Genomic DNA, 15,109 nt, shown 5'->3' on the forward strand with positions numbered 1-15,109 from the left:
CAAAATCTATACAAAAACGATGGAAAATTGAAGAATATCATAAGTCGATTAAACAAAATGCAAGTTTAGCAAAATCACCAACTAAAACTGTTCGGTCACAATGCAATCATATTTTTGCATCAATCGTGGCATTTTGTAAACTAGAAACATTGAGTGTAAAAGCACAACTTAACCACTTTGCACTCAAATATAAATTACTTGTGCGGTCAAATCAAATAGCTTTTGAAGAGCTTAGGCGATTAAAATGTTTATGACCTGTGCGTAAGGTGAGTTAAGTATAGAAACTCAACAGCATCAGAGATACTATAAAATCAAAATAAGCATAGACAACAGCAGAAAAAATCCCATTAAATTAAGAGTAATAAACTGAAAAAAATAAAATTTTTAAATCCGAGTTTAGTATTTAATCACCCAGTACACTTACCAATCACCACCAAAATCACCTCCACCAAAGTCATCTGCACCACCAAAATCGCTAAAATCGCCAAAACTATTATTATCGAACGTACCTTGATCAAAGCCGCCAGTATCCATAATGCTGCCTTGCTGATCAGTCACATCCATTGGTCCTGCAGCCGAGCTCTCAGTAGGTGTTGCTTCATTAATGACCGTCTCATTCATCACCTCAGAGGGCACCGCAGCCTGAGCTGTATTATTGCCTCCAAATAAATGACTTAATCCTTCAAATAAAAACATACCACCGGCAACACCAACAGCGCCCGCTGCAGCATTACGTAAAAAACTACCACCAGCACCTTGCTGGCCGACACCCCCCCCCATAAAGCCGCCGCCCTGTGACCTCATATTGTTGGCAAATTGCTGTTGCCCTGGCATCGGATTCTTCCCTGCAGCAAAACCAGCAGCAGATGGCGGCGCAGCCTGCTGCTTACTACCGCCAAATAAGTTGCCTAAAAAGCTACCACTTGGCTTTTGCTCTGTCGCCTGCTGGTGTTGCTCGGCTAACTCTGCACGTAATTGGGCAATCTGCTGCTGAGCTTGACCTAGGGCATGCTCTTGTAATAAAGTCGCTTGGGTTAACTGATACACGGCATCTTTTTGGCTACTAATTTTCTCTTCAATCAGCGCTGCAGCTTCCTGATCTTTTTCAATTTTAGTACCAGCTTCATGCAAGCGTGTACCTAAAGACTCTATCATTTGGCGCTCTTCTGCTAACATTCCATTCTCCAATTAACACGATGTAAAAACAATTAAAAACTATACTTTTATCTATTACATTACATTACGCTATTCTTCGATTCTATCACTAATCATACTGAATTAGCGTTAGCAAAAGATTAATTAAGATGCGTTTTTTTTTCCAATCTCTGCAGGCTAGCTATTGTTTCATCTAACCATTCAATGGTCGCTTGCGTACAGCGTTGTCCACCACGTGCGACAGCACGTACATACTCATGCTGCGGCATACCTTCTAAACAGTGATCAATATTATTATCCAATGCACGATTGACTAAATATAAAAACTCTATTTCACGCCGACGTGCAGCTTGCAAGTGCTCAATCATGATCGCAGGCTCCACATGGCAACCAAAAAAAAGCTTTAAAATAAGCTCATCGCGAATTTGATATTTAATCGACGGCGCTTTTAACCACGCTTGCAATGCGATTAAGCCTGACTCCGTAATTTTATAAAGTTTACGTGCTCGAGCGCCATGCGCATCCTCGCGACAAGTCACGAGCTCCTCTGCCATTAAACGCTTTAAGCTTGGATAAATCTGCGACTCACTTTCTGCCCAAAAATAGCATGCACGCTCTAATAAAAACTGTTTAATATCATATCCTGAGAGCTCACCGCGATGGCTTAACACACCCAATATCGCATAACGTGACTTGCTTTCTTTGGCCACTATCTTCCCCTCCACACATACAAGTGTAGAACCTAACTTTACATATATATAAAACATATATAATATACATAGGTAGCGTGATAACGTCAAAATAATTAGGTCTCTATGATTTTCATGATCAATACAAATAACAGTCTTTATCTGGCTTTAGTGCATACACCATTGTGGGTCTATCTTTTATTGGTCGCTTTCCTAAAGCGCGGTATTAATGCATTATCGCCGTCAACACATTCTATTTACCGCTTAACGATTATACCTGCACTGTTTCTATTTAGCTCCCTGCATACGCTAACAACCAGTTCACAATCTCTATCAAATACACTAATTCTCTGGAGTTTAGGTTTATCTGCCGGCCTTGTCATCGCTTGCTTTAACACCCCTCGAGCCCACATACAACCAGACTATAAACAACGAACCGTAACAGTTCCAGGTAGCCCTTACATGCTGATATTATTACTGTGTGCCTTTATCACCAAATACACGGTATTTTACCAAATCACTATCGCCCCACAGATCATTTACGACTTCACTTTTAGTGTAATCTTACTGACAACCACCGGGTTATTTACCGGTTTAAGTATCGGCCGTAACCTCTGCTTAAGCTATCGCTACTGCAATAACAGCAACAGCTATTTTAAAGAATCGATGCAAACATCAATATACCCTTAAATATTTTTATTGGAGATCTACCTATGAGCCGTCGTAAGGCCTGGTTAACCCTCATTATTCTGATTGTCCTGCTTTTTGGCACCATTAGCTTTTTTATATATCGACATATTCAAGCTGGCATGAAAATGCTCGCAGCGTTTATTCCACCACCGGCAACCGTCTCCGCGGTTAAAGTCACAGAAACCTCCTGGCAACCTTACCTACAATCTGTCGGCTCCCTGGTCGCAGTTAATGGCGTTAATGTCACCTCGCAAGTCTCTGGCCAGGTTGAGCGTATTTTATTTCAATCCGGTGACTTTGTTGAAAAAGGCCGCCCCCTGGTTCAGCTTGATGATCGCACTGAACAAGCTAATTTGCTGCAATACAAAGCAAAGCTCAAACTTGACCAACTCACCTATGATCGTGACCGATCATTACTCAAAAAAAATGCCATCTCACGCCAAGATGTCGATACCGCATTAACTAGCCTAGAACAAACCAAAGCACAAATGCTAGCAACTGAAGTATCAATTTCACAAAAGCTCATTCGTGCGCCATTTAGCGGTAAAATTGGCATTCGCAATGTTAATTTGGGTCAATATATCTCACCAGGCACCAATATCGTCAGCCTGCAATCAATCAACCCACTACATGTCAACTTCTCACTGCCTCAAGAAGACATGAATAAAATTAAACTGGGCCAAAAAATCAGCGCCCATGTCGATACCTTTGCAGGCCGTGAATTTACTGGCACGATTACCGCAATGAATTCAGAAGTTGATAGCAATACGCGCACCATTGAAATACAAGCGTCGCTGCCAAACCCCAAACATGAGCTTTATCCAGGAATGTTTACCACCGTGCAGGTTTACTTACCCGTCCTGCCCAAGGTTCTCACTCTGCCTCATACGGCTGTTACCTATACTTTATACGGCAATTCAGTCTATTTAATCCAACTTAACGGCAAGAAAAATCAACAAGGCGAACCCACAGGGACAGTGACACGTATTTCCATACAAACAGGGGATCAACGTAGCAATACAGTCGTCATTAACAAAGGGCTTAAAGCCGGTGATTTAATCGTCGATGGCGGCCAGCTTAAGCTTGAAAATGGTGCAGCCATCGCATTAAAAAATACAACGCAATAACGTAATCACCAGGTTTCAATCATTGAATTAAACTGATGATAATATAGATGAATAGCGGATAAAAATTTATGAAATTTACAGATATTTTTGTGCGTCGCCCCGTGCTGGCCAGTGTCGTCAGTATCATGATTTTAATTTTGGGGCTACGCGCATTATTTGAACTACAAGTACGACAGTACCCAAAAATTGAAAACACAGTGATCACCGTTACAACAACATATTCTGGTGCCAGTGCAAGCCTGATTCAAGGCTTTATCACCTCACCCATAGAAAAAGCCGTTGCCAGTGTCGATGGTATCGATTATATTTCAGCACAAAGTGTCACCAGTACCAGCACCATCAGCATTTACTTAAAACCCAATGTCAATGCCGATGCTGCATTTACCCAGGTGATGAGCCAGGTCAACTCGGTACAAAACCAACTACCTCAAGATGCCGACCAACCCGTTATTGCCAAACAAAAGTCAGACTCTGTCGCCTTGCTTTACATCAGTTACTCCAGTAATGAGCTCACCTCGCCACAAATTTATGACTATTTATCGCGTGTAATCCAACCTAAATTACAGACCGTGCAAGGTGTTGGCAGTGCCAGTATCCTCGGCGGCAATCCTTTTGCTATGCGTGTCTGGCTAAATCCCATACGTATGGCTGCACTGCATGTCACCGCTTCCGATGTTTCCAGTGCATTAACAGCCAATAACTATCAAACTGCCGCCGGTCAAACCAAGGGTGTTTTTAGTGTTTATAACATTAGTGCAAAAACTGATATTAATACGGTTAAAGACTTTAAAAATATTGTCGTTAAAGGAGATGGTGATACATTAATCCACCTAGAAGATATCGCCAAAGTTGAACTCGGTTCAGAAGATTACAGCTCCTCTGTCATTTTCAACGGCAAACGTGGTGTCTTTATGGCAATTCAGTCCACCGCCTCAGCTAACCCACTTTCAGTAATTAAAGATGTTCGTAAAGTCTTACCTGAGCTGACCAAAGACTTGCCGCCATCACTCAAGCAAAATGTCGTCTACGATGCCACACGTTATATTAACGCTTCGATTCAAGAGGTCATTAAGACCATTATTGAAGCAACCGCTATTGTTATTGTCGTCATTTTCCTCTTCTTAGGCTCATTACGCTCAGTCGTGATTCCAGTCATCACCATTCCATTATCCCTCATCGGTGTATGCTCATTAATGCTGATTTTTGGTTATTCGATTAACCTGTTAACGCTTTTCGCCATGGTCCTTGCCATCGGCCTCGTCGTTGATGATGCGATTATTGTCGTTGAAAACGTCCATCGCCATATCGAAGAAGGCAAGCAACCCTTTGACGCCGCCCTGATTGGGGCACGTGAAATCGCCTCACCGGTCATTGCCATGACGATCACCCTTGCTGCGGTGTATGCACCGATTGCCTTTGTCGGCGGCATTACGGGCGCACTTTTTAAAGAATTTGCCTTAACTCTTGCAGCCGCTGTCATCGTCTCTGGTGTGATTGCCCTCACTTTATCACCGATGATGTGCTCCAAGCTCCTAGTTGCCGATAATGCCAATGGCGGCCTGGCCCACTGGCTCGATCGCCAATTTTTACGCCTACAACAACGTTATGAAAGAATTCTCCATCACACCTTGGAGCATCGCCCCGTTGTCCTCACCTTTGGCTTGATTATTCTAGTCGGTATTTTTGGCATGCTGAAAATGACGCAAAAGCAGCTTGCCCCACATGAAGATCAAGGCTTTTTAATCACTTTTGCCTCAGCACCTAAATACGCCAATATTAATTATGTAGAAAAATACTCAGAAGAGTTCGCTAAAATTTACAAAAGCTTTCCTGCCATTGCCGATTATTTTATCATCAATACCACAGGGGCTGGTACGTTTCCTAGCCAAGTCACCTCCGGCGCTGTTCTTAAACCCTGGCGTGACCGCTCGATGACCACCATGCAATTACAACCCTTGTTGCAACATAAGCTCAACCAAATTACTGGCCTGCAAGCGCAAGCGATTCAAATGCCTGCACTCCCTGGCCCCGATGGCATGCCGATTCAGTTTGTCTTAACAAGTACCGCCGACTATAGCGTCTTAAATAATGTCATGACCAAGTTTAAAGCCGCCGCGGATAAAAGTGGCTTATTCTTATTTAGCAGCAGCGATTTAAAATTTAATAAACCTAAATTAAATATCGCCATTGACCGCGCCAAAGCCGCTCAGATGGGCATTACCATGCAGCAAATTGGCTCGACATTAAGCACGTTATTAAGCGGTGGAAAAGTCAATTATTTTAGCCTGGATGGCCGCAGCTATAAGGTCATTCCCCAACTGGCCGATAATGAGCGCCTAACACCACAGCAGCTCAATAATAACTACATTAAAACCGCCGCTGGTGCGCTGATTCCACTATCGACTTTAATTACATTATCCACCTCAATAGAGCCCGGCACGCTCAATCAGTTCCAGCAATTAAATTCAGCGACCTTATCTGCTGTTGCTATGCCTGGACATACGGATACTGAAGCACTGAACTTCTTAAAAGCTCAAGCGACCAAACTGATGCCTAAAGGCATGAGCTATAATTTTTCAGGGCAATCCCGCACACTGGTTCAAGAAGGTAATGCCTTAATCTATACCTTCTTTTTTGCCCTCATCATGATTTTCTTGGTTCTTGCTGCACAATTTGAAAGCTTCCGTGATCCCTTTATCATCATGTTCACGGTGCCAATGGCCATCTTCGGTGCTGCGATTCCTATGGCCTTCGGCTGGACTTCACTGAATATTTATACCGAAATTGGTTTAGTCACTCTGATTGGCCTGATCACCAAACATGGCATCTTAATGGTCCAGTTTGCCAATGACTTACAAGAACAAGAAGGGCGTGATATTCGCAGTGCCATTGAGCACGCTGCCGGCATGCGTTTACGGCCAATTCTAATGACCACCGCAGCGATGGTCGTCGGTGTATTGCCTCTTATTATCGCCAGCGGTGCAGGTGCAGTCAGCCGCCATGACCTGGGCCTCGTCATCGCTATGGGCTTACTGATCGGCACCTTATTCACGCTCTTTGTTATTCCAACCATGTACACCTACTTAACCAAACAGCGCACACCCAATACAACCAAGACCACTAAACAGGCTTAGGCTTAAACTTAATAATTAAAGCACACATAATAAAGGCAAGCCCAACACTTGCCTTTTTTTGATCTTAACCCTAGCTTGATCGATCTATCTCGGCATTTTTTAAACAGGGTTATTAATTATAAAAATCAATCAAATTAGCATTTATAAAAATCACGAGCAAGTTTACTCAAGCTTAGCAAAATTGCAGCTAACATCAGCATTAATTTCATTAGATAAATAATCGCAAAAAGCTCCGTCGTATGCCAAAGCACTAGCCAGTTTTTTACCGCAGGCATCGCATCCCCAATAAATAAAATCACCAACAAAAACCGCGGCCAACCAGCTTTGCTCGGTAATTTATATGCAGCTAATGCTAAAGCTGCAGCAAAAATCAAGGAATAAATCGAAGCGACCACGAGCGGCATTAAAGGCACATCAGCAAGCTTAATCGGCATTAGAAATGGCTGAACAAAGGTGACAATCACCGCAATCAATACGGCAAAATAAAGCAAACGCTGTGCATAGATTAAATTTTTCATCTCTCATCACTCACAAATTTAAATACTAGCCTACATTACCAATAATTAACGCCCATAAAAAAAGGCGCCGCAGCGCCTTTTTGAAAACTTTAAAGCTCTTAAATTAGAACTTAACAGTCATATCCGCAGTCAATACGTTGTAGCGGTTAGTGTCAGTACCTGTGCTATCAAGCTGACCTACACGCGCATACTCAAGACCAACCGTTGTGTTCTTAAATACTTCAGAGTTTACACCCAATAACCATTGGTCTTTTTTGTTATTGATAGTAATCGCAGTATTACCATCAATAAACTGATCAACAGGTCCAACCTTATCAAAGCCATATGTACGGCTATAACCTAACATCACAGTCATCGGCTTCACAGCTTGGAAGTGGTAAGCACCTTCTAAATCAAAGGCTTTCAACTTCGTTGTACCACCTGTAGTATTCGCCAAACCTTTTAATGTTTGAGCATAAGTAGCAAGGGCTTCAAATGGACCAAAGCCAATCTTAGCGCTTACATTAGCCATCGGTAGCCGATCTTTTTGTGTACCAGTTCCTGCACCTGTTGCAGTGAAGCTGTCATTGGTATTCACCATATTAGATAAGTAACCTGCACCTATAGTGGCATTGACTTGACCTGCATTAAAAGTGTAATCCGCTTGTGCAGACCAATCACTAGTTGCTTGGTTATAGTTAGCAGCATTAGCTTGTGGAGCAGACGTTTTAAATGCAGTTAAAGAAGTATGTAAGCCTGCTTTATAGAAGCCTACAGATGCACCATTTTGCGCATCTGGACGGAAATAACGCTTGACTAAGCTAGAAGAATAAACATCATCACTAGCTAATTCAAACAAACCTGCATCTGGGTAGAATTTACCGATTTGACCATAAACTGGTAATTGATTGAGGTTACCCACTAAAAGGCTACCAGTGTGAAGACCACTATCACCATTTAAGTCATACGAGATTTCACCGTTAACCCAGTCATTCACATGCGCTAAGATATCAATACGTGCAGTATCTAAATAGAATGCAGAACTGCTAGTTCCATCAGTATAGTTAAGGCCAGAAGGGTCACCAGAAGTAGAACCAGATCCAACATTACCGTTACGGTTCATTTGCGCATCAGCTTCTAACGTACCACCAATAGTTAATAACGGTGCATTGCTGCCTGCTTTCGCTAATGATTTAAGAAGATCTAAGCCACGACCATCGTAGTTATTTTCAGAGATTAGTTCACCACCAACAGCGCCAACGTGAACGGCACCAGTAGTTTGGCCTTGACCTTGCAGATTAGCAACTTGCTGTTGAAGTTGAGTGTGTTGCGCCTTCAATTGGTTGATTTGTAATTGAAGCTTACCATTATCAGCGGCATTTGCGGCAGTCGCTGTTAAACCTGCAACAGCTACAGCTGCAACAATCATTTTTACTTTCATTCTTTTTACCCTAACTTGTTTTTATCTGGATACACATTTAAGTGCTATTAAGCAACTGGGGCTACTATAACCAGGTAAATTCACTTTGTAAAACCCAAACTCGTAAAAAAAATTCAATTAAAAACAAAACTTATTGAATTTCGATAACTATCTATCAAATTAGGATAAAAACCGATTAAAAAAGAACAATAAAAAAAAATTAATAATTTTATCAAAATGTTGATTTTAGCCTGTTTTCAACCTTAAGAAAGATTAAATTGAGCTTAAGACTCTGAAAATACTCAACAGAAATCACCTTAAGCCTGATGTACATTTAAGCAAAGGTTAAGCTTCAGACTTTATACTTTGCCTATATAGTTTTTGATAGTTCTTGGAGATCAAAATTTCTGGAAAATATAACAAATCCAACTAAAGCAGAATGTAATAAAATACCTATCAAAATAAATAAATTACAATTATTCTATAATGATAAAAATCTTAGTTTATTTATTAAATTTATAAATAATAATAAAAAACAATTCAGATTTATAAAAAATATACATACTTATGATTAATACTAAATCAATGAAAATAAATTTTAACCAGCCATTTATCCAAATGATAGATTCTTTAAATTATATAAACAATCACTTAATATCTGTTTATACAAGGAGGAATAAAATCTATGTATAAACATGCAAACATATTTAACCGTAACCGCTTATTTAATTCAGCCGTAAGCGTCGCTACCTCGGTCCATGGCTCGCAGCGTTGGAGAAACGCATGAAATATAGTTTTCCTGATGATTCACCTACCAACTTTCTTGCGCCCACTCAAAATAATGCCAAGCCCTGTCGTCATCACCGCAATAAAACACAGTTAAAATCGCTATCAGCACACCGAGACCGCCGACTTTGCCCTAGTGAAGACCTTTTCAGTCTCAATCGCTAAGTTTTCTATATTCTTGATTCTTGGCCTATCTATTTTTCACTATAAATAACTTAAATTTAGTGAGCGTCAGCAAAGATCGCTTGATACTGCTGACGCAACTGATTTTTCTGAACTTTTCCCATCGTATTACGTGGTAATTGATCAATAAATACAACTTTTTTTGGGCATTTAAAATCTGCCAGACTTGCCTTACAATAAGCGATAATATGCTCAGCAAGCATATTAGCATTATCTTGCAAAACAACGACTGCAACCACCCCCTCACCCAAGTCTTCATGTGCCACCCCAACCACCGCACTTTCATTCACACCTGTCACCCTATCAATTGCTGTTTCAATTTCTTTTGGATAAATGTTTAGACCACCAGAAATAATCATATCTTTCACACGACCCACTAAAGTTAGATAGCCCTGTTCATCTAAATAACCTAAATCACCTGTTTTAAAAAATTGATCGCAAGTAAAGGCCCCGTCGGTTTGATCTTCCTTTTGCCAGTAACCACTAAATAAGTGACGGCCTTGCACCTGCACTTCTCCGGTTTGCCCAGGCATGAGTACCTTTTCACTTACCTCATCAACAACTCGCACGGTTACATGCTCTAAAGCCGTCCCCACCGTACCGAATTTGCGCTCACCATGCAAAGGATTTGAGGTATTAATTCCCGTCTCACTCATGCCATAACGTTCGACTAACGTCTTTCCAGTCCGTTGATAAAAACCTTGGAAAGTCTTTTCATGTAACGGTGCAGAGCCTGAAATAAATAAACGCACCTGAGCCGCACGGCTACCAGTAAATTCGGCTTCTTTTAATAAACGCGTATAATATGTTGGCACCCCCATAAAAACAGTTGCCTGAATCAAGCTGATGATCACTTCCATCGGATCAAATTTTGCCTGCAAAATCATGCTCGCGGAGGCATACAATACCGAATGTAAAGCAAAAAACAAACCATGCACATGAAACAAAGGCAATGTATGCAGTAATACATCGCTATCAGTAAAACCCCAACATAAATTTAAATCTATACAATTTTGCACCAACGCACGATGCGATAACATCGCACCTTTTGGCTGACCCGTCGTCCCAGAGGTATATAAAATAACCGCAATATCATCCGGATCACTCATATACACTTCACGCTGCACAGCCAATGTTGCCATATTATCAAAAAACTGACCTGAGGTTTCAGCGCTTAAGTTATCAACATGAAAGCTTCTAATCTGATAATTACCTAATTTTTTTATGTTTTTTTCTTGATCTGGATGACAGAGTATTAATGTAGGGCTTGCATCTTTAAAAAAATAATCAAGCTCATCTTGCTGATACGCCATATTAAGTGGCACATAAATCACTCCCGTGCGCAAACACGCTAAATATAAAAAAACCGTTTCCGATGATTTTGCCACTTGAGCCACTAAACGATCACCTGGCTTTAAGCCTAACGCCTGTAAGCGGGCAGCAAACAAAGCCGTTATATCATCTAAGTGCTGATAGCTTAAATAGCGCTCACCCGCTTGTATCACTGTTTTTTGTAATACTGATGAAAAGCGTTGATAGAAAAATGCATATAGATTCATCCTTATTTCCTCCTGAAAACTAAAACAAAGCTAATTGTTCTATCGCGCCTTGCTGCTGGAAACGCACTCCCACCCCCAACAAACGTATCGTTTTATTATGGCGCGCATACGCCTTATACAGTAACTGTCGATAAAGGTGAATATCAATACTGTGGTATTGCAATTCACAGCTTACACGCTGAAAATCATAAGATTTTAACTTGAGCACTAGGGCTTTAATCATCATAGGCGTCGATGTATTGGTTGCCAACCTAAGCTTTAAGCGCTTTACTAAATCATTTAGCGCATGCCCTGCCTGATTTAAACTTAAATCACTGACAAAGGTTGTCTCAACAGTCACCGATTTACGCTGATGGTTCACATCAACAGGGCGATCATCAATCCCCCGGACCAACTGATATAAGCGCTGACCAAATCGACCAAAATATTGATTTAACTCAAGGAGTGACAACTTAGCAAGTTCGGCACAATCTACTATTTTTAAGTCTGCCAGTTTCTGCGCCATCACTGGCCCAACCCCGGGCAGTACGTTCACAGGCAAATTCGGCATAAAGGCAGTCACCTGCTCAGGACGAATGACACACTCTCCATTAGGTTTATTGATATTACTGGCAACTTTGGCAAGAAATTTATTAGCCGCTACCCCACTGGAAGCCGTTAAACCTAAGTGCTGATAAATATCAGAGCGAATTTGTCTGGCAGTTTTCGTCGCACTCTGGTGTGCAGAAGCATCTAAAAAAGCTTCATCTAAAGACAAAGGCTCAACTAAGTCACTATATTGATGAAAAATTTCATGAATTACCTGTGACACTTCCTTATACACAGCCATCCGTGCAAGCACAATCACAAGATGCGGGCAACGTTCTAATGCCTGACGCGTTGATAAAGCAGAGTGTAAACCAAACTGGCGCGCAATATAATTACAAGTTGCAATCACCCCTCGTATACCTTGCCCACCCACTGCAAGCGGCTGATTTTTTAAATGGGAGTTTTTCTGCTCTTCAATCTGAGCATAAAAATAATCCATATCAATATGAATAATTTTTCGTGGATATTTCAAGCCCACTTAACTATTACCATATAATCCTAAACACCGAATTAATATCATTAATTTTTATCTATGATTTATGCTTAATTTTATTCTTAATTATAGTATGCTTGATTTTCATCATACGTAAAAAACAAATAACTTTATCAAAGTTTTCCATCAAAACAATACTGTGCATTGCAACACGTTAAAAACAAACAAAAATAAAGTTGACAATGATAAATTGAAGGCGCTACAGTGCATAAGTCTCTTTGTTTAATCTTTTAATAAGGCCAAGGACTAAATCTTCACATGCGCACTCTTCATCCTCACAGCTTCACATTCACTCTTTGCCATTTAATTTATCATTCAATGCGTTAAATTAGTCATAAATCATCGATTTTGCTATTGTCAACTCCGTCGATGCATGATTAAATATTCATTTATTTGCATATATACCCAAATCACCCATACCAACAGAAAGAGACTGTGATGACCCTCACCAAGAACCCGCCTAAAATTTCATTTTTCCTGCTTGTCCTTTTAATCACAGGCTCCATCGATAGTATTCGCAACCTACCCTCAGCCGCTTTATTTGGCTCTGAATTGCCATTTTTCTTTATCTTAGGGGCCTTGACTTTTTTATTACCAACCGCCTTTATCTCAGCCGAATTAAGCTCACGCTGCCCAGATCACAGTGGCATTTACGGTTGGACACGTACCGCCTTCGGTAAAAAATGGGCTTTTCTTGCCATCTGGTTGCAATGGGTTAATACCATGGTCTGGTACCCGACGATCCTCTCATTTATTGCAGCAACAACTGCCCATATTTTCGCACCTACGCTTGCTAATAATAAATTTTACATGGTCAGCATGATCCTAACGATTTTCTGGTTAATGACCTTTGTTAACTTAAAAGGTCTTAGAACCTCAGCGCGCTTTGCCAGTATTTGCACGCTGATCGGTACTTTATTACCGATGTTAATGATTCTGATTTTAGCCCTCATTTGGGTCATCAAAGGCAATCCATCACAGGTAAACTTTCACCACTGGGTGCCAAACCTGCATCATCAAGATGGCTGGATTTCACTAACAGCAATCATGGCCTCATTTTTAGGCATGGAGCTTGCCACTGTACATACTCGCTATGTTGACAAGCCACGCAAAACGGTACCTAAAGCCTTATTAACCACCGTTGTAATTATTGCTTTTACAATGTTGCTTGGCTCACTGGCCATTGCGATGGTATTACCAGGTCAAGAAATTGCCTTAGTTGATGGTATTATGCAGGCATTTAGCCGTTTTCTTGATCATTATCATCTAGCCTGGGCCATGCCTATTATCGGCATACTCATCGTTATCGGCAGCTTAGGCAGCATGATCAACTGGATGCTCTCACCTGCAACCGGCTTATTACAAGCAGCACAAGATGGCTTTGTACCTAGCTTTCTTGCCAAAACAAATAAAGTCAAAGCCCCAGCAAACTTGCTCATTTTACAAGCTATCGTTGTCAGCGCTGTTTGCTCTGCCTTTTTATTAATGCCAAGTATCAGTGGTTCTTACTGGTTATTAACTGCCTTAAGCACTGAGCTTTATATGCTCATGTACGTCATGATGTTTTGTGCCGCAATTAAGATTCGTTATCAACAGCAGAAACAAACCCCGGAGTTTGTTATTCCAGGTAAAACCGTAGGCTTTAGCCTCATCAGTCTATTAGGCTTTATAGGCTGCGGTATTACATTATTCGTCGGCTTTATTCCACCAGGCAATATTAATACCGGCAATCACTATGCCGTTATTTTTACAACTGGCCTCATTACCATGATTCTTCCTGTGATCTTGTTTTATATTTACCACCGCAGAACATCCATAACACCAACAGCATTCATGACAAAATACTCTTAACCGCCATAGAGCTTTTTAGAAATTTTTTCTATATTTTAGCTGTTAAATCAATGAAAGAATATTTAAGCAAACTCACTTGTGGTTTGTGAACGCCAAATGTTACAGCTCTCTTTATGGGAGCTCTTTTTATTTTTTTAACTTAGGCCTATCGATTTCATGCAATATCAATATACTCAGCCTAAATCACACAACCTGACAAAAATAAACAATATCAATAAACAAAAAGACAAAGATGGCGCGCCTGACAGGATTCGAACCTGTGACCCTCAGCTTCGGAGGCTGATACTCTATCCAACTGAGCTACAGGCGCATTGGGCCACATCATAACAGCCCTCGCGCTAACTTTCAAAAAATTCTTTAAAAAGTGACAATTAAAGCCAAATCAAACGCACCAAGCCATCAACCAATTCGCCCTCCGTCATCTGAAGTGCAACACTCAGTAGAGAGTTCATATTCATACAGATAAACTCTCTAGTTCGCCTTTTGACTTAGAGGGTAGAGATGGTTTATCGGCACTTAAATGAAAAAGATCGTTTTTATATCGAACAACGGTTATCAGAGGGAGACTCGCTCAGATCAATTGCTAGAGCACTTGGCTTTTCTCCTAGCACGATTAGCCGTGAGATTAAACGGCACACCCCAATCGATTTTAAAGGTCTTTATTGTCACCGGCTTACTTCTCGCTGTGCACAAGAAAAACGAGCTAACGCTAAGCAAGGTCAAGCTTTTCGACAAATTTCAGAGGAGGCAAAAATGTTGATCCATCAACGGTTAAGCACCCATACATCCCCCGATGTTATCAGTCAGGAACTTATACGAGAGCATGATATCCAGGTGAGTGAAAGCACGATTTACCGTTATATTTATGATGATAGAGAGCAGGGCGGAGAGCTTTACAAAAAATTTAGATTTGAGTAGGGAGTAGCGTATAACGGAA

Annotated in this window: 10 protein-coding genes, 1 tRNA gene and 2 pseudogenes; 6 read left to right on the forward strand and 7 right to left on the reverse strand. The window is 40.9% G+C overall.

The window, feature by feature from the left end; translation table 11 throughout:
* Window positions 1-254 (forward strand): annotated as a pseudogene (locus C200_RS16045) (IS701 family transposase); the annotation flags it as partial.
* A gap of 166 nt (window positions 255-420) precedes the next feature.
* Here the strand turns inward: C200_RS16045 and C200_RS03715 are convergent.
* On the reverse strand, window positions 421-1,176 hold the full coding sequence (locus tag C200_RS03715) for a DUF2076 domain-containing protein (RefSeq protein WP_016211020.1): 756 nt from the start codon (window positions 1,174-1,176) through the stop codon (window positions 421-423).
* A 119-nt stretch (window positions 1,177-1,295) separates the two neighbouring features.
* Window positions 1,296-1,865: a PadR family transcriptional regulator gene (locus C200_RS03720; RefSeq protein WP_075273381.1), complete on the reverse strand. Its 570-nt coding sequence runs from the start codon at window positions 1,863-1,865 to the stop codon at window positions 1,296-1,298.
* 114 nt (window positions 1,866-1,979) lie between these two features.
* Here C200_RS03720 and C200_RS03725 point away from each other — a divergent pair, with 114 nt between their 5' ends.
* The 3 genes from C200_RS03725 (at window position 1,980) to C200_RS03735 (ending at window position 6,795) form a co-directional block, all read left to right on the forward strand.
* Window positions 1,980-2,534, forward strand: a complete 555-nt coding sequence (locus tag C200_RS03725) for a DUF6622 family protein (RefSeq protein ID WP_016211016.1) — start codon at window positions 1,980-1,982, stop codon at window positions 2,532-2,534.
* Between the two features lie 23 nt (window positions 2,535-2,557).
* Entirely contained in the window at window positions 2,558-3,661 is a 1,104-nt protein-coding gene (locus C200_RS03730) for an efflux RND transporter periplasmic adaptor subunit (RefSeq protein WP_016211017.1), read from the forward strand.
* Window positions 3,662-3,729: 68 nt separating this feature from the next.
* Entirely contained in the window at window positions 3,730-6,795 is a 3,066-nt protein-coding gene (locus C200_RS03735) for an efflux RND transporter permease subunit (protein ID WP_016211019.1), read from the forward strand.
* Window positions 6,796-6,929: 134 nt separating this feature from the next.
* Here the strand turns inward: C200_RS03735 and C200_RS03740 are convergent, their stop codons facing one another.
* The 4 genes from C200_RS03740 to dinB all read right to left on the reverse strand — a co-directional run bounded on the left by C200_RS03740 (window position 6,930) and on the right by dinB (window position 12,300).
* Window positions 6,930-7,313 (reverse strand): hypothetical protein, encoded by a 384-nt coding sequence (locus C200_RS03740; RefSeq protein WP_016211015.1) that lies wholly within the window; start codon window positions 7,311-7,313, stop codon window positions 6,930-6,932.
* Between the two features lie 103 nt (window positions 7,314-7,416).
* Window positions 7,417-8,733, reverse strand: coding sequence for an LbtU family siderophore porin (locus C200_RS03745; RefSeq protein WP_016211018.1), 1,317 nt, complete (start codon window positions 8,731-8,733; stop codon window positions 7,417-7,419).
* A gap of 986 nt (window positions 8,734-9,719) precedes the next feature.
* Window positions 9,720-11,240, reverse strand: a complete 1,521-nt coding sequence (locus C200_RS03750; protein WP_016211636.1) for an AMP-binding protein — start codon at window positions 11,238-11,240, stop codon at window positions 9,720-9,722.
* Window positions 11,241-11,259: 19 nt separating this feature from the next.
* Complete coding sequence (gene dinB, locus C200_RS03755; protein ID WP_230383343.1) at window positions 11,260-12,300, reverse strand: DNA polymerase IV; 1,041 nt, start codon at window positions 12,298-12,300, stop codon at window positions 11,260-11,262.
* Window positions 12,301-12,759: 459 nt separating this feature from the next.
* Between dinB and C200_RS03760 the strand changes: the two genes are divergently transcribed.
* Window positions 12,760-14,172 (forward strand): APC family permease, encoded by a 1,413-nt coding sequence (locus C200_RS03760; RefSeq protein ID WP_016211637.1) that lies wholly within the window; start codon window positions 12,760-12,762, stop codon window positions 14,170-14,172.
* Between the two features lie 233 nt (window positions 14,173-14,405).
* Here C200_RS03760 and C200_RS03765 read toward each other — a convergent pair.
* Window positions 14,406-14,482, reverse strand: a tRNA-Arg gene (locus C200_RS03765).
* A 191-nt stretch (window positions 14,483-14,673) separates the two neighbouring features.
* Between C200_RS03765 and C200_RS03770 the strand changes: the two are divergent.
* A pseudogene (locus tag C200_RS03770) lies at window positions 14,674-15,072 on the forward strand (transposase); the annotation flags it as partial.
* Between the last annotated feature and the right edge of the window lie 37 nt (window positions 15,073-15,109).

It is taken from the genome of Piscirickettsia salmonis LF-89 = ATCC VR-1361 (genome assembly GCF_000297215.2).
Lineage (GTDB): Bacteria > Pseudomonadota > Gammaproteobacteria > Piscirickettsiales > Piscirickettsiaceae > Piscirickettsia > Piscirickettsia salmonis.